Raw genomic sequence first — 18,444 nt, 5'->3', positions numbered from 1 at the left:
CTCGACGACGAGGAGAGCGACCACATGGCGAACAACCGCGGCGTGACCTACCAGGGTCCGGGCAAGGTGGAGATCACCGACCTGGACTACCCCGAGCTCGTGCTCAAGGACGGCCCGGGCGTGCACCCGGACAACGTGGGCCGCCAGGTACCCCACGGCGCCATCCTCAAGGTGCTCACCACCAACATCTGCGGCAGCGACCAGCACATGGTCCGCGGCCGCACCACCGCCCCGCACGGGCTGGTCCTCGGCCACGAGATCCTCGGCGAGGTCGTCGAGACCGGCCCGGGCGTGGAGTTCATCACGACCGGGGACGTCTGCTCGGTACCGTTCAACATCTCCTGCGGCCGCTGCCGCAACTGCAAGGAGGGCAAGACCGGCATCTGCCTGAACGTCAACCCCGACCGCCCCGGCTCGGCGTACGGCTACGTCGACATGGGCGGCTGGCAGGGCGGCCAGGCCGAGTACGTGATGGTCCCCTACGCGGACTGGAACCTGCTCCGCTTCCCCGACCGCGACCAGGCCATCGAGAAGGTCCTCGACCTGACCATGCTGTCGGACATCTTCCCGACCGGGTACCACGGCGCCTACACCGCCGGCGTCACCACCGGCTCCACCGTCTACGTCGCCGGCGCCGGCCCCGTCGGCCTGGCCGCCGCGGTCTCCGCGCAGCTGCTCGGCGCCGCGGTCGTCATCGTCGGTGACCTCAACGAGGACCGGCTGGCCGCCGCCCGCGCCTTCGGCTGCGAGACCGTCGACGTCTCCAAGGGCGACCCGAAGGACCAGATCGAGCAGATCCTCGGCGTCCCCGAGGTCGACTGCGGCGTGGACGCGGTCGGCTTCGAGGCCCGCGGCCACGGCTCCGGCGCTCAGAAGGAGGCGCCGGCGACGGTGCTCAACTCCCTCATGGAGGTCACCGCGGCCGGTGGCGCGCTGGGCATCCCCGGCCTCTACGTGACCGGCGACCCGGGCGGCATCGACGAGGCGGCCAAGGTGGGCGCGCTGTCGATCTCGCTGGGCACCGGCTGGGCCAAGTCGCTGTCGTTCACCACCGGCCAGTGCCCGGTGATGCGCTACAACCGGCAGCTGATGATGGCGATCCTGCACGACAAGGTGCAGATCGCGAAGGCGGTCAACGCCACCGTCATCGGCCTCGACGACGCCCCGCGCGGCTACGCCGAGTTCGACTCCGGCGTCGCCAAGAAGTACGTCATCGACCCGCACAACGTCACCGGCAAGGCCGCCGCCTGACCGGCGCCTCCCCCGTGACACCCGCCGGCGACCCGGTCCCCCCGACCGGGTCGCCGGCGCCGGCGCGTCCGGGGCCGACCGGGCGGGCCCCGTCGCGGGTCCTGGTCCCCGTCCTGGTCCTCGTCGCCACCGTGGTGGCGGTGACCAGCAGCGTCGGGGCGCCCCTCATCCCGGCCGTCGCCGACCTGTACGACGTGCCGCTGCACGTGGCCCAGTGGTCGCTGACGATGCCGCTGCTGGTCGGCGCGGTCGCCACGCCGGTCCTCGGCCGGCTCGGCGACGGGTCGCACCGCCGGGCCGTCGCGCTCACCGCCCTGACCCTGGTCGTGCTCGGCGGTGTCCTCACCGCGCTGCCGCTGACGCTGGGCTGGTTCCTGGCCGGGCGCGGGCTGCAGGGCTTCGGCCTGGGCCTGATGCCGCTGCTGATCGCCACGGCCCGCGAGGCGCTGCCGCCGGACCGCTCGCGCCGCACCATCGCCGCCCTGTCGATCACCGTCGTCTCCGGTGTGGGGCTCGGCTACCCGATCGCCGGGGCGATCACCACCTACGCCGGGGCGACGGCCGCGTTCTGGACGGCGACGGCAGTCTGCGCCGGTGCGCTCGCCGCCGCCGCCCTCGTGCTGCCGCCGGCGTCGGCCGCCCCGCCGCGCCGGTTCGACCTGCCCGGCGCGCTGCTGCTCGGCGCGGGCCTGGCCGGTGCGCTGGTGACCCTCAGCGAGGGTGAGGGCTGGGGCTGGACGTCGGGCCGGGTGCTGCTGCTGGGCTCCGCCGCGCTCGTCCTGCTGGCCGCCTGGGCCGCCCTGGCGCTGCGGACCCGCGCCCCGCTGATCGACCTGCGGCTGGCCCGCGGGCGCCTTCCCGCGTCCGGGCACGCCTCCGTGCTGCTGGTCAGCCTGGCCAACTACCTGATGCTCGGCTCGGTGCCGATCCTCGCCCAGACGCCCGCGGACAGCGGCTACGGCTTCGGCGCCTCCGGGCTGGTCGCCGGGCTGCTGCTGCTGCCGTTCTCCCTGGCCGGCATGCTCGCCGGCCCGCTGTCCCGCCGGCTGGGCGAGCGCGTGCGCCCCCGGGTGGTGCTGGTGGTCGGCGCGCTGCTGATGGCCGCCGCCCAGGGCCTGTTCGCCGCGTACCGCAGCGAGCTGTGGGTGCTGCTCGTCGTCACCGCGGTCGCCGGGCTGGGGGTGAGCACCGTGTTCGCCGCGGCCGCGGGGCTGGTCGTGTCCGCCGTCCCGCCCCGGGAGACCGGCAGCGCCATGGCGCTGAACCAGGTGCTGCGCTACGCGGGGTTCGCGGTCGGCAGCGCCTCGACCGCGACGGTCCTGGCGGTCGCGACGCCGGCCGGCGGGGAGCTGCCGGCCGGCGTCGCGTACACGGTCATCGGTGTCATCGGCAGCGCCACCTGTGTGCTCGCGGCGCTGGTCGTGTGGTTCCTCGCCGGCCGGTCGCCGGCTCAGCCGCCGAGCGTGGCGCCGCGGGCGAGCGGGGACACCGTCCGCGCGTAGACGTCCAGCCAGCCGCAGCCACGCGGGGCCGGCAGCGGCGGCAGCTCGGCGCGGCGCCGCTCCAGCTCCTCGGCGGGCACCTCGAGGTCGAGGATGCGCGCGTCGACGTCCACCGAGATCGAGTCGCCGTCGCGGACCAGGCCGAGCGGCCCGCCCACGGCGCCCTCGGGGCTGACCTCGGCGACGACCAGGCCCTTGTTGACCAGCCCGGACATCTGCCCGTCGGTCACCACGACCACGGAGTCGCCGAGGCCGGCGCCGTCGAGGGCGAACACGAACGCCGACGTCAGCGCCATGCCCGGGGAGCCGCGCAGGCCCAGCCCGCTGAGGACGACGACGTCGCCGGGGCGCACCTCGCCGCCGCGGATGCCGGCCAGGCCCTCCTCGCGGGAGGTGTAGACCCTCGCCGGCCCGCAGAACCGTTGCACCCCGTCGTCGGCCACGGTGCGCTTGACGACCGCGCCCTCCGGGGCCAGCGAGCCGCGGACGACGGTGATGCCGGGGTGTGTGGCGAGGGGGTCGTCGACCGGGTGGATGACGTCGGCGTCGGCCACCGTCGCGCCGCCGAGGACCTCGCCCATCGTGCGGCCGTCGACCGTGGGCTGGTCGAGGTCGAGCAGGGGGCGGAGCTGGTGCAGCAGCGCCTGCGCTCCCCCGGCGGCCTCGAACTCGTCGATGCGCCGGTCGCCGTTGGGCTTGACCGCGCTGAGCAGCGGCACCCGCGGCGCCAGCTCCTCGAACAGCGCCATGACGTCGACGTCGCAGCCGGCCTCGACGGCGACCGCCTGCAGGTGCTTGACGCAGTTGACCGAGCCGCTGATGGCCAGCACCGCGGTGACCGCGTTGCGGAACGCGCCGGGGGTCAGGATCTGGCGGGGCCGGAGGTCCTCGCGGACCAGCTCCACGATGCGCCGCCCGGCCCGCTCGGCGTCGGCGAACATCTTGTCGCTCAGCGCCAGCACCGGCGTGCTGCCGGGCATCGCCATGCCGAGGGCCTCGGTGGCGATGTGCATCGAGTTGGCCGTCCCCATGCCGGCGCAGACGCCGGGACCGCTGACGGCGACCGAGGCCATCTCGGCCAGCTCCTCGACGGTCATCGCGCCGGTGGCGACGTGGCCGGCGTAGAGGAAGACGTCCTCGAAGTCGACGTGCTCGCCGCGGTAGACGCCGGAGGGCTGGTAGCCGCAGCCGACGACGATCGTCGGGATGTCCAGCCGGCCGGCGGCCATGAGCTGCCCGGGGGTGGTCTTGTCGCAGGAGGCGAGGGTGACCATGCCGTCGAGCTGGGCGCCCTCCACGGCGACCTCGATGTCGCTGGCGATGAGGTCCCGGCTGGGCAGGATGTACCGGCCCTGCGCGCCGGCGCTGGTGATCGCGTCGCTGGGCGCGGCGGTCCGCACCTCGAACGGCACGCCGCCGGCCGCCCGGATCGCCGCCATCAGCGGCGGCACGACGTCGTCGAGGTGACTGAAGCAGCTGGCCAGCTTCGACGAGCTGTTGACGATCGCGATCTTGGGCTTGTCCATGTCCTCGTCGGACAGGCCCAGCGCGGTCCACTGCGCCCGGCGCATCGCCCACGGCGTCCCGCCGGCCGGGAAGTTGCTGCGCAGCCCGGTCATCACACCTCCCCGCGGCCGAGGAAGACGCCGCCGAGCTCCAGGCGGCGCTGCAGCTCCGGCACCGGCACGTCGCGGACGGCGAGGTCGCCGGCGATCGCCAGGTCCGCGGCCGTGCCGACCGCCTCCCCCATCGCGAAGCACGGCCCGGTGACCCGCGCCGAGGACTGCCCGCCCTGGGTCATCGAGGCGCACCGGCCGGCGACGAAGAGGTTGTCCACGCGCTGCGGCACGACCATCCGGTAGGGCAACTGGTTGTACCCGCGGGGGTCCTCCCCGCGCTGCCAGCGGAACTCCACGGTGCCCGCGACGTGCGCCTCGACCGGCCAGCCGTTGACGCCGATCGTGTCGTCGAAGTCGGCGCAGTCGAGGACGTCGTCCTCGGTGAGCCGGTACTCCCCGAACACCCGGCGGGTCTCGCGGATCCCGATCTGCGGGGCGATGTCGACGATGTAGGAGTCCCCGAACCCCGGCGTCCGGTGCTTGATGAAGTCGAACGCCTCGAACGCCTGGCGGCGGCCCTGCAGCTCGCCGTGGGTGAGCTGCTCGACGTCGGTGCCGTCCACGGCGGTGCCGTCGGGGTTGGACAGCTGGGTGAGGTTGGCCCGCCACTCCAGCGGGTTGCGCTGCGGCCGGACGATCGGCTTCTTGCGGGGGAAGCGGTGGGTGCCGGCCGCCTCGGCCTCGTTCATCAGCCGCTCCACGGTGCGCCACGGCGCGTCCCCGGCGGCGGCGACGTCGACGGCGTTGATGCGGAACATCAACGACGGGTAGAGCAGGTGCGGCGCCTTCTCGAACGGCACCCCGGCCCACGCGGCGACGTCGGCGTCCCCGGAGGCGTCGACGAACACCCGCCCGCGGACCGCGGCCCGCCCGGACTTGGTCTCGATGAGGACGGCGTCGATCGTCGAGTCATCGGCCATGACCACGCCGACGGCGGTCGCGTGGAACAGCAGCGTCGTCCCGGAGTCGACGACCAGCTCGTCGGCGGCCAGCTTGTAGCTGGAGATGTCGAAGGCCTGGGCGAGGATGCCGTCGTTGATGGTCAGGTGCGGGGTGTTGAGCCCGTCGAGCTTGGTGAGCCGCTCGAGCAGCTCGTCGGCCAGGCCGTGGATGACCTGCCGGTGCTCGCCGTGCACCTTGGCGTGCAGGCCGCAGAAGGTGGACAGCCCGCCCATGGTCCCGGCGCCGCCGAGGAAGCCGTAGCGCTCCAGCAGGATGGTGGAGCGTCCGGCGCGGGCCGCGGCGGCCGCGGCCGTGAGTCCGGCGGGGCCCCCGCCGATGACGACGACGTCGAACTCGCCGTGGACCGGCGTCTCGCGCGCCGGCTCGTGCACGGTGGTCATGGAGTGCCTTCCTGGGCGGTGGGGGTCTGCTCCGCGGACGGTGCGTCCGGGGGGTCCTGGACGAGGGCGACCGCGGGGGGCCCGCCGCGCGGGCCGAAGGTCTCCGCGACCGCGGAGACGCCGGCGTTGTGCGCCCCGGCGACCACGACGAGCAGCGCCTCCGGGGAGTTGAGCACCGGGACGACGTCGTCCGGGGCGCCGTCGGCCGAGCCGGGCACCGCGTCGGGGTGGCCGGCGGGCAGCCGCCAGCGGGTCTCCTGGGACACGGCGTCCTTGCCGACCTCGGCCAGCCGGGCGCGGGTGTTGACCGCGTGCTCGAAGACGAACTGCCGGACGTCGGCCTTGCTCCAGCCGGCGGCGGCGAACAGGTGCGCGTGCTCCGGGCCGAGGACCAGGCAGCCACTGATCGTCTCGTGCACCAGGGCGCCGGTGCGGGCCAGCGTGCCGGCCAGGTCGCGGCCGAGCTGCTCGGGGTCGGTGGTGTGCCGGGCCTCGACGTGGATCACCGAGCGCACCAGCATCGAGGTCACCGTGCTCGTCCCGGCGGGGAAACCGTGGTCGACGGGGAAGGGCGCCCAGGGGCTGTCCTCCTCGTTCTCGGCGATGCAGCAGGTGTACTTCGCCGGGGTGCCCTGCGTGGCCTGGTCGAGCTCGTGCGGGTGCAGGCCGAAGACGTTGATGGCGGTGAGGCGGACGGCCCGGCCGATCGTGGCGTTGGCCCGGAACCCTGAGCCGAAGACGTTGCCGCGGCTGTTGAGCCCGATCCGCTCGCGCACCGGCCCGTTGACCAGCAGCAGCGGGGCGGTGCCGGTGGTGCTCTGCCAGATCCCCTTGCCGGCGTAGCCCTCGGCGGTCAGGGCGTCCCACGCGGCGAGCACCACCGGGAAGTACTCCGGCAGGCAGCCGGCCATGGCCGCGTTGATGGCGGCCGACCGCACGGTGCAGGAGCGGTCCAGGTGCGGCATCCGGAAGACGACGTCCCCGGGGGCGCGGGAGGTCTGCGCCAGGAACCCGGCGAGCACGGACTCGGTGACCGGCATGACCGGCAGCCCGTCGGTCCAGCGCTGTGCTGCGTAGAACTCCTGGACGCCGCGCAGTGCCGCGGCATCGATCCGGGGCAGCTCCCCCGGGGGCGCCTGGCGGGTGTCCAGCTGGGTCACGGTTCCCCTTCCGGCCGGGCGCCCAGGGTGTGCGGGATCCGCACGAGCGCTCTCACTCCGCACACACGGTACCGGTGGCGCGCCCACGGTCAAGGTGTGCCGGCGACCTCGCCCGGCGGTTGACAGCCGTGTGACGGGGGTCATAGCGTCCCGTGCGGTAACAGCACGAGTGGTCGCATACCGCACACATCGACCGTCATCCCGGCCGCCGCCGTCCTCTGGTCCCCCGCACCGGCTTCGACACCGCCGTCACATCTCCCGAGGAGAGCCCGATGACCCGCTCCGCCCTCCGCCCCAGCCCGCACCGCCGCCCGCGGTGGCAGGTGGCGCTCGCCGCCGCGAGCGCGGCGACCCTGCTGGCCGCCTGCGGCGGCGGGGACGACGAGGCGTCCGGCAGCGGGGGCGGGGGCGGGGGCGGGGGGAACGGCGAGCTCCAGGAGGTCACCTTCCTCAACATCCTCCCGCTGGAGAGCCTCACCTTCACCCCCGAGCTGGTCGCCTCCTCGTGCGGCTACTTCGAGGAGCAGGGCCTCGACGTCACCTTCGAGACCACGCAGGGCTCCTCGCAGGCCATCCAGACCGTCCTGGCCGGCGGCGCACTGATCACCCGCGTCGGCGACATGGAGACGATGCTGGCCATCGGCGAGCGGGACGCGCCCCTGGTCAACGTCGGCCAGGTCAACAAGACCGGCACGATCCGGTTCGTCTCCGCGGAGTCCGATCCGCTGGAGTCCCCCGAGGACATCGAGGGCCGGGTCATGGGCACGCCCTCGGAGGGCGGCACCAGCGAGATCATCCTCAAGCTGGTGGCGGCCACCGCCGGGATTCCCCAGGAGGAGGTGCAGACCCAGGTGGTCGGCCTCGCCCCCGGCGTCTTCGACCTGGTCACCTCCGGCCGGATCGGCGGCTACGTCGTCTCCCTCGACACCGCGGTCGCCCTCGAGCAGCAGCAGCCGGAGGCGGTCGTCTACGCGCCGTCGGACGACGTGCAGAGCGGCGGGCAGGTGTACGTCACCAGCCAGGAGCAGGCCGACGACCCCGCGGCCCAGGAGCAGCTGCGCTCGTACCTGGCGGCGATCAAGGCGTCGATCCAGTTCGTCGCCGAGGACGAGGCCAACGGCTTCGCCGAGACCATCGAGTGCCTCTCCGACTACGCCATCCCGACGTTGGAGGACCCCGAGGTCGGCAAGGCCGCGCTCACCCAGTACGTCGAGTCCTGGACCTCGGCCGGCGACGACCAGATCGTCCGGACCGTGCCCGAGCAGTGGGAAACGGTCTACGAGGAGATGTACAGCTCCGGGTTCGTGCCCGACGACCTGGACCCCACCGAGTGGTACACGAACGACTTCGCCCCCGGCTCCTGACCAGCCCCGTGACGGCATCCCCCGCCGGATCCAGGGAGGACGGCATGACCATCTCCGTACCCGCACAGTCCGCGGCCTCATCACCGGCCGGGGGCACCACCGCCCAACTGGAGGTCTCCGGGGTCGACAAGGTCTACCAGGCCCGACGCGGCGAGGTGCACGCGCTGAGCCACGTGGACCTCACCATCGGCCGCGGCGAGTTCATCTCCCTGGTCGGCCGCTCCGGCTGCGGCAAGACGACGCTGCTGCGGATCCTCGCCGGTCTGCTGCCGCCGAGCTCGGGCACGGTGACCGCCGACGGGGAGAGCATCTGGCGGGGCGGCAAGCGCAACGACCAGGCCTTCGAGCACTTCGGCCTGGTCTTCCAGGACGCCAACCTGTTCCCCTGGTACACCGTCGCGGACAACATCGCGCTGCCGCTCAAGCTGCGCGGGGTCGGCAAGAAGGCGCGGCGGGCCCGAGCCGCTGAGCTGTGCGAGCTGGTCGGGCTGCCCGGGTTCGAGAACGCCTACCCGCGGGAGCTCTCCGGCGGCATGCGCCAGCGCGCGGCCATCGCCCGGGCGCTCAGCTACGACCCGACGATCCTGCTCATGGACGAGCCCTTCGGGGCGCTGGACGCCCTGACCCGCGACAAGATGAACCTCGAGCTGCAGTCCATCCACGCCCAGGCCGGCGCGACCGTCGTCTTCGTGACCCACTCGATCAACGAGGCCGTGTTCCTGGCCGACCGGGTCGTGCTGCTCACTCCGCGGCCCGGCCGCATCCGTTCCATCACCCCCGTCCCGCTGGCGCGACCGCGCTCGCTGGAGACCGAGACCAGTGCCGAGTTCCAGGAGATCGTCCGGGTACTCCGCCACGAACTGGACGAAGGATGACCGACCTCGTGAAGTCCGCCGAGACCACCGCCGCGACCGCCGGCCCCCGGCCGGCGGCCAAGGACCCGGACGCGCCGGTGAACGACCGCGACAGCCTGATGAAGTGGCTGCCGTTCATCTCCACCCCCGTCCTGCTCGTCGTCCTCATCGGCGGCTGGCAGTTCGCCGTCTCGGTGATCGGGGTGTCGGAGTTCATCCTCCCGGCACCGTTGGACGTCTGGGACTCGCTGATCACCCTGCTGTCCGGCGGCGACGTCTGGCGCGACATCTGGATCACCCTCTACGAGGTGCTGCTCGGCTTCGTCATCGCCCTGGTCGCGGGCACCGCCGTCGGCGCCGTCCTCGGCCGGGTCGTGTGGCTCGAGCGGGCAGTGCAGCCGGCGCTGGTGGCGCTGCAGGTGGTCCCGAAGGTCGCGTTCATCCCGATCTTCGTCATCTGGTTCGGCTTCGGGACGACGTCGAAGGTCATCATGGCCGCGATCCTGGCGTTCTTCCCGATCATGCTGAACGTGATGCTCGGCGTCCGGTCGGTCGACCGCGGGCACCGCGACGTGATGCGCGGGTTGGGTGCCAGCCGCTGGGCGACGTTCCGGAACCTCGAGTTCCCCAGCACGCTGCCCTACATCTTCGCCGGGGCCGAGGTCGGCATCGTGTTCGCGGTGATCGGCGCGATCGTCGGCGAGTACCTCGGCGGCAGCGAGGGCCTGGGCCACCTGGTGGTGCGCAGCCTGAACGCGCTCGACGCCCCGCAGCTGTTCGCCGTGATCGTGCTGCTGGCGCTGATGGGCTCGCTGCTGTACGCGGCGGTCACCCTCACCAAGCGGCTGATGATCCCGTGGCACGACTCGGTGGCGGGCGTCAGCCCGTGAGTCCGTTGCGCAGCAACCTGCAGGAGGGCAGCTCCCGCTGGGCGGTGCGGCGGGCCCAGTGGCGGGCGCTGGGCATCCCCGACGAGGACATGACCAAGCCCAAGATCGCGATCGTCAACTCCTCGTCGGACCTCGCGATCTGCTTCAGCCACCTCGACGGGCTCGTCGGCCCGCTCAAGGAGGCGATCCGGGCCGCGGGCGGGCTGCCGTTCGAGGTCCGGACGGCGGCGCCGAGCGACTTCATCACCTCGGCCGGCCGGGACGGGCGCTACATCCTGCCCAGCCGCGACCTGATCGTGAACGACGTCGAGGTGGCCGTCGAGGGCGCCCAGCTCGACGGCATGGTCACCCTCGCCTCCTGTGACAAGACCGCCCCGGCGCACCTCATGGCCGCCGGGCGGCTGGACATCCCGACGATCGTGGTCGGCTGCGGCTACCAGCCCTCCGGGAACTACCGCGGGGAGCACGTCGACATCGAGGAGGTCTTCCTGGCCGCGGGCTCCGTCGCCGCCGGCCGGATGACCTTCGAGCACCTGTGCGGGATGAGCGACAACGCCATCCGCGGCCCGGGCGTCTGCGCCGGGCTCGGGACGGCGAACACGATGCACATGGCCTGCGAGGCCCTGGGCATGTCGCTGTCGGGCACCACGCCGGTGCTGGCGAACAGCCCGGCGATGTGGGAGGGCGTCCGACGGGCCGGCGAGCGCATCGTCGCGCTGGTCACCGAGGGGCTGCGGCCCCGTCAGGTGATGACGCCGGCCGCCTTCCGCAACGCGGTGACGGTGATGCTGGCGATCAGCGCCTCGGTCAACTCCATCAAGCACCTGCAGGCGGTGGCGCACGAGGCCGCGGTCGACGTCGACGTGCCCGGGTTGTTCGCCGGGCTCGCCGACCGGGTGCCGCTGCTGTGCGCCGTCCGCCCCAACGGCCCGGCGTTCATCGAGGACCTCGAGCGGGCCGGCGGCACTCGGGCGGTGCTGGCGCAACTGCGGGACCTGCTCGACCTCGACGTCCCCACGGTCGACGGCGGCCCCCTCGGCGAGGTGCTGGCCGGCGCGGCGGTGGCCGACGAGGAGGTCGTGCGCCCCGCGGACCGGCCCTTCGGCACCCGGCCGACGATCGTCGTCGTCCGGGGGTCCCTGGCCCCCGGTGGCGCGGTGGTGAAGCGGCCGGTCGACGACCGCGGCAACCGCCGGTTCGAGGGGACGGCGCTGTGCTACTCCTCCCGCGACGAGGCGCTGGCCGGCCTGCAGCGCGGCGAGGTCTCCCCCGGCACGGTCCTCGTCGTCCGCGGCCTGGGCGTCGTCGGCGGCCCCGGCATGGCGCTGGGCTCGGCGGTCGTCTTCGCCCTCGAGGGCGCCGGCCTCGGCGACCGCGTCGCGGTGGTCACCGACGGGCAGATGTCCGGCCTGGTCAACGTGGGCACCGTCGTCGGGGAGGTGACGCCGGAGGCCGCCCTGGGCGGCCCGCTGGCCCTCGTCGAGGACGGCGACCGCATCGTCATCGACGTCGACCGGCGCACCGTCGACCTCGACGTCCCCGACGACGTGCTCGCCGCCCGCCGGGAGCGCCTCAGCGCCCCCGATCCGGGCCCCGACCACGGGTGGCTGTCGGCCTACCGCCGGCTGGTCTCCCCCGTCCCGGCGGGCGCGGTGCTCACCCCGCCGTCCCCCGGCCGCACCCGCGAGGAGACCCCCCGATGAGCTGGGTCGAGGAGCCGGGACGGCGCACCGCCGTCCTCGGGGAGTACGACGTCGTCGTCCTCGGCGGCGGGCCGGCCGGGGTGATGGCCGCGGCCGCGGCCGCCCGCGCCGGCCGCTCGACGATCCTGGTGGAGCGCAACGGCTACACCGGCGGCGCCGGCAGCGCGGGCGGGCTGTCCACCTTCTGCGGGCTGCACGCGCGCGTGCACGGTGAGGACCGGCAGGTCGTCCACGGGCTGGCCGACGAGCTGCTCGAGCGGATGGCCGCGCTCGACGGGCTCAACGCGCCGCACCTGAGCTTCGCCAACCGCATCCTGGCCCAGGCCTACGACATCAGCGCCTACAAGATCGCCCTCGACGACCTGCTGGTCGAGTCCGGGGTGACGCTGCTGTTCCACGCGCTGGCCGTCGGCGTCGTCATGGCCGACGAGAGCACCGTCGACGCGCTGCTGGTGGAGTCCAAGTCCGGCCGCGGCGCGATCCGCGGCCGGGTGTTCGTCGACGGCTCCGGGGACGGCGACCTCGCCGCGTGGGCCGGGGCGCCGTACGAGAAGACCGACCCGGCGCACGGGATGCTCTACCCGTCGCTGATGTTCCGCATCAACGGCGTCGACTCCGATGCCGCGCACGCCACCTACGACCGGCTGCCCGACCTCATGGACGAGGCCGAGCTGGGCGGCCGGTTCGCCTTCCCGCGCAAGCGGCCGATCGTTCGCCCGCAGCGCAACCCGCTGGAGTGGCGGGCCAACATCACCCAGCTGCGCAACCCCGACGGCAGCGCGATCGACGGCACCGACGTCTGGCAGCTGACCCGCGGCGAGCTGCAGGGCCGCCGGCAGGTGCGCGACGTCTTCCCGTTCTACCAGCGGGAGGTGCCCGGCTTCGAGGCCGCCTACGTCGTCGACATCGCCCCGGACATCGGCATCCGCGAGACCCGCCGGACCGTGGGGGCCTACCAGCTCAGCGAGGACGACGTCCTCGACTGCGCGGACTTCCCCGACGCCATCGGCGTCAACGGGTGGCCGGTGGAGGCGCACGTGGCCGGCGACGTCGAGATCCGCTGGCAGCGGCAGCCGCGCGGCTACAACCAGCTGCCGTTCCGCATGATCGTCCCGCAGGTGCTCACCAACACCTACGTCGTCGGCCGGTGCGCATCGATGACCCACGAGGACCAGTCCAGCGCCCGGGTCTCCGGGCCCTGCTTCGCCATGGGCCAGGCCGCCGGCACCGCCGCGGACCTGGCGCTCTCCGCCGGGGTCGCCGTCGGCGCGGTCGACGCCGGCAAGCTGCAGGCCCGGCTGGAGGAGGCCGGCGCCTGGCTCGGGAGGGAGACCTGATGCGGCTCACCGACGACGAGCGGGCCATGCTCGACGGCGCCGAGGGCGAGGCGGTCGCCGCCGCCATGGACCTGCTGGTCCGCTACGGCGAGGTGCTGGGCGCCGAGCGGCTGGTCGACACCGACAACGTGTGCGGGGCCAACCTCTTCGGCTCCCGGCACAGCCTGGTGTGCGGCTCCCCCACCCCGGACGCCGCCTTCTCCGAGCACAGCCTGGACGCGCCGACCGTGCTCACCATCCCGCCGGTGAAGGCGCAGAGCTACCAGCTCATCGGACCGATGGACACCGAGCACTGGCAGGTGCAGGGGCTGCCGCAGGCCGAGCACGACGAGATCATGGCCAGCGAGCGGTACAACGCCGAGCACGGCATCCACCTGCTCAACACCTGCACGCCCTACCAGGTGGGCAACGTGCCGCTCAAGGGCGAGCACTGCGCGTGGATGGAGAGCTCGGCGGTCGTCTACGTCAACTCCGTGCTCGGCGCGCGGACCAACGTCGAGGGCCGGGAGAGCACCGGCGCGGCCATGCTCACCGGCAAGATCCCCTACTGGGGCCTGCACCTGGACGGGAACCGGCACGGCACCCACCTGGTCGAGGTGGGCGTCCCCGTGACCAGCAACCGGGACTGGGGCCTGTTGGGCTACTGGATCGGCGAGCAGGTGCCCGAGGAGGCCATCCCGGTCGTCGACGGCATCACCGCCACCCCGGACCTCGTCCGGCTCAAGCACTTCGGCGCCGCGGCGGCGTCCTCCGGCGGCGTGGAGATGTACCACGTGCCCGGGATCACCGCCGAGGCCCGCACGGTGGAGGAGGCGCTGGCCGGGCGGGCCCCGCAGGTGCGGCTGCGCTACGGGGCGGCCGAGCGCCAGGAGGCCTACGAGCACCTCAACGCCACCGCGACCGACACCGACGTCGACCTGGTCATGATCGGCTGCCCGCACGCGACGCTGGGCCAGATCCGCGACGTCGTCCGGCTGCTGGAGGGCCGCCGGGTGCACGACGGCACCGAGCTGTGGGTGTTCACCCCGCGCGCGCTGCGGCACGTGGCCGAGCAGAACGGCTACGCGCAGGCCCTGGCCGACGCCGGCGCGCTGCTGATGAGCGACACCTGCCCGGCGATCGGGCAGTTCCTGCCGAACGGCACCCGGGTCGTCGCCACGGACTCGGCCAAGCAGGTGCACTACCTGCCGGCGATCATGGGCGTGCAGGGGTTGTTCGGCACGCTCGCCGAGTGCGTGGACGCCGCGGTGACCGGCACCTGGCGCGGGGACGCCCCGTGACCGGGACCCGCCGGGAGCAGGTCGTCCTGACCGGGCGCGGGCTGGTCGGCGGCGTCGCCGAGGGCGAGGCGCTGGTCACCCGCGAGGCGATCTCCGGCTGGGGCGGGGTGGAGCCCCGCCGCGGCCGGGTGATCGAGTCCCGCCACGAGCTCGTCGGGCAGTCCTTCGCCGGCAAGGTGCTGGTCTTCCGCGGCGCCAAGGGCTCCTCGGGGTGGTCGGGCATGTTCCACATGTCCCGGCTGATGGGCTCCGCGCCGGCCGCGATGGTGTTCACGACGATGAACACCAAGATCGCGCTCGGCGTCGTCGTGACGCACGTGCCGGCGGTGACCGACCTGGACGGCGACCCGTTCGAGGTCATCCGCACCGGCGACTGGGTGCGGGTGGACGCCGACCGTGGTCAGGTCATCGTCACCCCTCCGGGCAGGTAGCGTTCCCCGGGCCTGTCCCGGGGCGAGTGCAGGGGCGAGGATCGATGGTGCAGACGGACGCCGCGGCGCAGGGCCGCGACCGCGCGGAGGAGCTGGACCCCTGAGCGAACCCGACGACGTGCCCGCCGACGGCACCGGCGAGGCCGGAGCCGGGCCGGAGGGCCCCCGGCCGCGCGGCGACTACTTCGTGCAGTCGCTGGAGCGCGGGCTCGCCGTCATCAAGGCGTTCACGGCCGAGGAGCCGGAGCTGACGCTCAGCGACATCGCGCGGCGCACCGGCATGACCCGCGCCGCCGCCCGCCGTTTCGTCCTCACCCTGCTCGACCTCGGCTACGTCGGCACCGTCGACCGCCGGTTCCACCTGCGCCCCAGCGTGCTGGAGCTGGGCTACCCCTACCTGTCGACGCTGTCGTTCCCGCAGGTGGCGACGCCGCACCTGACCGCCCTGTCGGCGCGGCTCAACGAGACCACCAGCCTCGCCGTCCTCGACGGCTCCGACATCGTCTACGTGGCGCGGGTCGGCGCGCGGCGGGTGTGGTCCAGCGGGCTCACCGTCGGCACCCGGCTGGCGGCCTACCTGACCACCCACGGCCGGGTGCAGCTGGCCGCGCTCCCCGACGACGAGCTGGACGCCTACCTGGCCGGTGCCGAGCTGGAGTCCCGCACGTCGGCGACGGTCACCGATCCGGAGCAGCTGCGGAGGGTGCTGATGGAGACCCGGGCCTCCGGGTACTCGCTGGTCGACCAGGAGCTCGAGGAGGGCATGGTCTCCCTCGCCGTCCCGGTGCGCGACGGCTCGGGCCGGGTGGTGGCCTCGGTGAACGTCGGCACCCAGTCCCGCCGGCACTCGGCCGAGGAGCTGGTGGCCATCGCCCTCGACCCGCTGCGCGAGACCGCCCGGCAGATCGAGCGGGACATCGCCCTGATGGGCCCGCGGATCGCCCCGCCCGGTCAGTTCTGACCCGGCGCCTGCGGCGCGGACCCGGGGAACTCCCGGCGGGCCAGGTCGGCCGCCCAGCGGCGGTCGACCTTGCCCGACACCGTCCGCTCGATCCCCGGCACCACCCGCACCTCGCGGGGCCGCTTGTACCCGGCCAGCCGCTCGCCGACGGCCGCGGGCAGCGCCGCGGGGTCCAGCTCCACGCCGGCCTCGGGGACCACCAGCGCGGCCACCCGGCTCCCCCACCGCTCGTCCGGCACCCCGACGACGACGGCCTCCGCCACGCCGGGGCAGTCGACCAGGGCCTGCTCGACCTCCTCGGCGAACACCTTCTCGCCGCCGGTGTTGATCACCCCGGACCCGCGGCCGAGCAGGGTGAGCGTCCCGTCCGCCTCCAGGGTGGCGGCGTCGCCCGGCACGGCGTAGCGGACGCCGTCGACGGTGCGGAACACCGCCTCGGTGGCGGCCGGGGCGTCGAGGTACCCCAGCGGCAGGTTGCCCGTGCACGCCAGCACCCCGGCCTCCCCCGACCCGGGGACGACGTCGCTTCCGTCGGGGGCGATGACCCGCGCGCCGGGCGCGAGGGTGAACCGCGAGTTGGCGGTGTCCGGGTCCGGCCCGGAGATGGACATGGCGAACGGGCCGCCCTCGGTGGCGGCGATCGAGTCCTGCAGGGTCATCCGCCCGTGCCGGAGCATCCGCCGCTTGGTCTCCGTCCCCCACCGCACCCCGGAGCTGAAGACCCGGCGCAGCGCGCCGAGGTCGTAGGCCCGGCCCTCGGCCGCCGCCCGCTCCAGCTCGGCCGCCAGCGGGACGGCGAAGGCGTCGCCCACGATCGCCAGCTCGTTCACCCGGTGCTCCTGGACCGCCGTCCAGAGCGCCGCCGGGTCGAGGGAGCGCTGCGGCAGGGTGACCACCCGCCCGCCGCGCAGCAGGTTGCCCAGACTGGAGAAGAAGCCGGTGCCGTGCATGAGCGGCGAGGCCGGCAGGAACACCGGCGCGCTGCCGTCGCGCACCGCGGCCACGGCGTCGGCGACCACGCCGTCGAGGTCGGGGGGCACCGGGCGCCCGGCCCGCCCGTAGGCGGAGGCGACCACCCCGAAGACGCCCGCGCTGTCCCAGACCACGGCCTTGGGCAGCCCGGTGGTGCCGCCGGTGAGCAGCAGCACCTGGTCGTCGGGCGAGCGCTCGCACCGCGGCGCCGGCGGCCCGGCGACCGCCTCCTCGTAACGGCGGGAGTGGCCGTCCCCGCCCTCCTCGGCGGAGCCGACGATCGTGACGGCCCGCAGCCGGGGCAGGCGCGGCGCGACCGCGGCGACCCGGCCGGCGAGGGTCGCGTCGGTGACCAGCCCGCGGGCGTCGACCATGGCCAGCACCTGCTCGAGCTCGCCCTCCAGGTAGCGGTAGTTGACGTTGACCGGCACCGCCCGCAGCTTGAGGACGGCGAGCACCGTCTCCAGGTACTCCGGCGAGTTGTACAGCCCGATGCCGACCCGGTCGCCCACGCCGACCCCGTTCGCGGCGAGCCAGCCGGCCAGCCGCGCGGCGCGGTCGTCCAGCTGCGCCCAGGTGACCGCGCGGTCGCCGTGCACCAGGGCGGTCCGCCCGGAGTCGACGCCGACGACCGCGTCGGCGACCGCCTCGATCAGGGTGGCGAGGTCCGAGGCGATGCGGGGCTGCCGACCGGCCGGGACGCCACTGCCCACCGAGCTCACGCCGCGACCCGGGTGACGGCCGGACGGTTCCCGCGCGGGCCGAAGGTCTCGACCACCGCCGAGACCCCGGAGTTCGACGCCCCCGCGACCACGACGAGGACGGCGTCGGGCGAGGTCATCGTGTGGATGCCGTCGCGCGCCGGGTCCGGGCCGGGGTCCAGGACGGCGTCGGGGTGGTCGCGGGCCACCCGCCAGTGGCTCTTCGCCGACACCGCGCCCTTCCCGGCCCGGTCGAGGGCCTCCCGCGGGAGGAACGACTGCTCGTACAGGTACCGCGACACGTCCCGCTTGGCCCACCCGGCGTCGGCGAGCAGGTGCGCGTGCTCGGGGCACAGCACCACGCAGGCGCTCACCGTCTGGTGCAGCAGGGCGCCGGTGCGGGCGAGCGACCCGGCCACGTCGTCGAGCAGCTGCTCGGGCACGCGGGTGTGCCGCGCCTCGATGTGCAGCGTCGAGCGCATCGTCATCGCCGTCACCGCGCTGTCCTCAGGAGCGAGGCCGTGGTCGACGTGCAGCGGCTGCCACGGGGACTCCTCCTCGTTCTCCCCGATGCAGGCGGTGTACTTCGCCGGCGTCCCCTGGGTGGCCTGGTCCAGCTCGTGCGGGCGCAGCCCGAGGGCGTTCATCGCGGTCAGCCGGACGGCCCGACCGATGGTGGCGTTGGCCCGGAAGCCGGGCCCGAACAGGTTCCCCTGGCTGTTGACCCCCAGCTCACCCCGGACCGGGCCGTTGACCAGCAGCAGCGAGGCGGTGCCGGTGGTGCTCTGCCAGATCCCTTTGCGCGGGTAGCCCTCCTCGCGCAGCGAGTCCCACGCCGCGACGACGACCGGGAAGTACTCCGGCAGGCAGCCGGCCATCACCGCGTTGACCGCCGCCAGCCGGACGGTGACCGCCCGGTTGAGCTGCGGCATCTCCAGCAGCACCTCGTCCGGGTCGCGGTCGACACGGGCCAGCAGCGCCTCGGCCGCCGCCCGGTCGCAGGGGACGACGGGCAGGCCGTCGGTCCACCCCTCCGCGTAGCAGTGCTCGATCGCCCGCTGCGTGGGGTTCACGCG

General features: G+C 74.1%; 15 protein-coding genes. 10 read left to right on the top strand and 5 right to left on the bottom strand.

The window, feature by feature from the left end:
* Positions 1–24 precede the first annotated feature (24 nt).
* Both fdhA and CRP39_RS24770 read left to right on the top strand, forming a co-directional pair.
* Positions 25–1,251, top strand: coding sequence for a formaldehyde dehydrogenase, glutathione-independent (gene fdhA / locus CRP39_RS24775; protein ID WP_097209065.1), 1,227 nt, complete (start codon positions 25–27; stop codon positions 1,249–1,251).
* 101 nt (positions 1,252–1,352) lie between these two features.
* Positions 1,353–2,753 carry an MFS transporter gene (locus CRP39_RS24770; protein ID WP_260180098.1) on the top strand — a complete coding sequence of 467 codons (1,401 nt, stop codon included), beginning with the start codon at positions 1,353–1,355 and terminating at the stop codon, positions 2,751–2,753.
* Here the strand turns inward: CRP39_RS24770 and ilvD (CRP39_RS24765) are convergent.
* The 3 genes from ilvD (CRP39_RS24765) to CRP39_RS24755 are packed head-to-tail and all read right to left on the bottom strand — an operon-like array spanning position 2,702 to position 6,875.
* Positions 2,702–4,372: a dihydroxy-acid dehydratase gene (ilvD, locus tag CRP39_RS24765; RefSeq protein ID WP_097209063.1), complete on the bottom strand. Its 1,671-nt coding sequence runs from the start codon at positions 4,370–4,372 to the stop codon at positions 2,702–2,704. The genes CRP39_RS24770 and ilvD (CRP39_RS24765) overlap by 52 nt on opposite strands.
* Complete coding sequence (locus tag CRP39_RS24760; protein WP_097209062.1) at positions 4,372–5,715, bottom strand: FAD-dependent oxidoreductase; 1,344 nt, start codon at positions 5,713–5,715, stop codon at positions 4,372–4,374. The genes ilvD (CRP39_RS24765) and CRP39_RS24760 overlap by 1 nt, the downstream gene beginning before the upstream one ends.
* Positions 5,712–6,875 (bottom strand): hypothetical protein, encoded by a 1,164-nt coding sequence (locus tag CRP39_RS24755; RefSeq protein ID WP_183358928.1) that lies wholly within the window; start codon positions 6,873–6,875, stop codon positions 5,712–5,714. Before CRP39_RS24755 ends, CRP39_RS24760 begins: the two co-directional genes overlap by 4 nt.
* A 272-nt stretch (positions 6,876–7,147) precedes the next feature.
* On the opposite strand from CRP39_RS24755, the gene CRP39_RS24750 reads away from it, so the two are divergent.
* The 8 genes from CRP39_RS24750 (at position 7,148) to CRP39_RS24715 (ending at position 15,695) form a co-directional block, all read left to right on the top strand.
* Complete coding sequence (locus CRP39_RS24750) at positions 7,148–8,239, top strand: ABC transporter substrate-binding protein (protein WP_097209061.1); 1,092 nt, start codon at positions 7,148–7,150, stop codon at positions 8,237–8,239.
* Between the two features lie 44 nt (positions 8,240–8,283).
* The gene (locus CRP39_RS24745) at positions 8,284–9,114 is read left to right on the top strand and encodes an ABC transporter ATP-binding protein (RefSeq protein ID WP_097209060.1); all 831 of its coding nucleotides are present in this window, start codon (positions 8,284–8,286) and stop codon (positions 9,112–9,114) included.
* Positions 9,111–9,983: an ABC transporter permease gene (locus tag CRP39_RS24740; RefSeq protein WP_216359913.1), complete on the top strand. Its 873-nt coding sequence runs from the start codon at positions 9,111–9,113 to the stop codon at positions 9,981–9,983. The genes CRP39_RS24745 and CRP39_RS24740 overlap by 4 nt, the downstream gene beginning before the upstream one ends.
* On the top strand, positions 9,980–11,686 hold the full coding sequence (gene ilvD / locus CRP39_RS24735) for a dihydroxy-acid dehydratase (RefSeq protein WP_216359912.1): 1,707 nt from the start codon (positions 9,980–9,982) through the stop codon (positions 11,684–11,686). Before CRP39_RS24740 ends, ilvD (CRP39_RS24735) begins: the two co-directional genes overlap by 4 nt.
* Entirely contained in the window at positions 11,683–13,023 is a 1,341-nt protein-coding gene (locus CRP39_RS24730; protein ID WP_097209058.1) for an FAD-dependent oxidoreductase, read from the top strand. Before ilvD (CRP39_RS24735) ends, CRP39_RS24730 begins: the two co-directional genes overlap by 4 nt.
* Positions 13,023–14,303, top strand: a complete 1,281-nt coding sequence (locus CRP39_RS24725) for an aconitase X (protein WP_097209057.1) — start codon at positions 13,023–13,025, stop codon at positions 14,301–14,303. The genes CRP39_RS24730 and CRP39_RS24725 overlap by 1 nt, the downstream gene beginning before the upstream one ends.
* Entirely contained in the window at positions 14,300–14,734 is a 435-nt protein-coding gene (locus tag CRP39_RS24720) for an aconitase X swivel domain-containing protein (protein WP_097209056.1), read from the top strand. Before CRP39_RS24725 ends, CRP39_RS24720 begins: the two co-directional genes overlap by 4 nt.
* A 118-nt stretch (positions 14,735–14,852) precedes the next feature.
* Entirely contained in the window at positions 14,853–15,695 is an 843-nt protein-coding gene (locus CRP39_RS24715) for an IclR family transcriptional regulator domain-containing protein (RefSeq protein WP_097209055.1), read from the top strand.
* Here the strand turns inward: CRP39_RS24715 and CRP39_RS24710 are convergent.
* Together CRP39_RS24710 and CRP39_RS24705 are read right to left on the bottom strand one after the other, a co-directional pair.
* Positions 15,686–17,389, bottom strand: a complete 1,704-nt coding sequence (locus CRP39_RS24710) for an AMP-binding protein (protein ID WP_245854096.1) — start codon at positions 17,387–17,389, stop codon at positions 15,686–15,688. The two genes, CRP39_RS24715 and CRP39_RS24710, sit on opposite strands and share 10 nt — an antisense overlap.
* Positions 17,386–18,441 carry a hypothetical protein gene (locus CRP39_RS24705; RefSeq protein ID WP_097209054.1) on the bottom strand — a complete coding sequence of 352 codons (1,056 nt, stop codon included), beginning with the start codon at positions 18,439–18,441 and terminating at the stop codon, positions 17,386–17,388. Before CRP39_RS24705 ends, CRP39_RS24710 begins: the two co-directional genes overlap by 4 nt.
* Between the last annotated feature and the right edge of the window lie 3 nt (positions 18,442–18,444).

Origin of the sequence: Geodermatophilus sabuli (genome assembly GCF_900215145.1) — a bacterium.
Taxonomy (GTDB): Bacteria; Actinomycetota; Actinomycetes; order Mycobacteriales; family Geodermatophilaceae; genus Geodermatophilus; species Geodermatophilus sabuli.
Note: the sequence above shows the minus strand (reverse complement) of the source record. Positions and strands in the feature narration are given on the sequence as shown.

Excerpts from the sequence above, each read along its gene's own strand:
- fdhA (WP_097209065.1), top strand. The coding sequence starts at position 25 with ATGGCGAACAACCGCGGCGTGACCTACCAGGGTCCGGGCAAGGTGGAG.
- ilvD (WP_097209063.1), bottom strand. The coding sequence starts at position 4,372 with ATGACCGGGCTGCGCAGCAACTTCCCGGCCGGCGGGACGCCGTGGGCG.
- CRP39_RS24760 (WP_097209062.1), bottom strand. The coding sequence starts at position 5,715 with ATGACCACCGTGCACGAGCCGGCGCGCGAGACGCCGGTCCACGGCGAG.
- CRP39_RS24750 (WP_097209061.1), top strand. The coding sequence starts at position 7,148 with ATGACCCGCTCCGCCCTCCGCCCCAGCCCGCACCGCCGCCCGCGGTGG.
- CRP39_RS24745 (WP_097209060.1), top strand. The coding sequence starts at position 8,284 with ATGACCATCTCCGTACCCGCACAGTCCGCGGCCTCATCACCGGCCGGG.
- CRP39_RS24740 (WP_216359913.1), top strand. The coding sequence starts at position 9,111 with ATGACCGACCTCGTGAAGTCCGCCGAGACCACCGCCGCGACCGCCGGC.
- CRP39_RS24730 (WP_097209058.1), top strand. The coding sequence starts at position 11,683 with ATGAGCTGGGTCGAGGAGCCGGGACGGCGCACCGCCGTCCTCGGGGAG.
- CRP39_RS24725 (WP_097209057.1), top strand. The coding sequence starts at position 13,023 with ATGCGGCTCACCGACGACGAGCGGGCCATGCTCGACGGCGCCGAGGGC.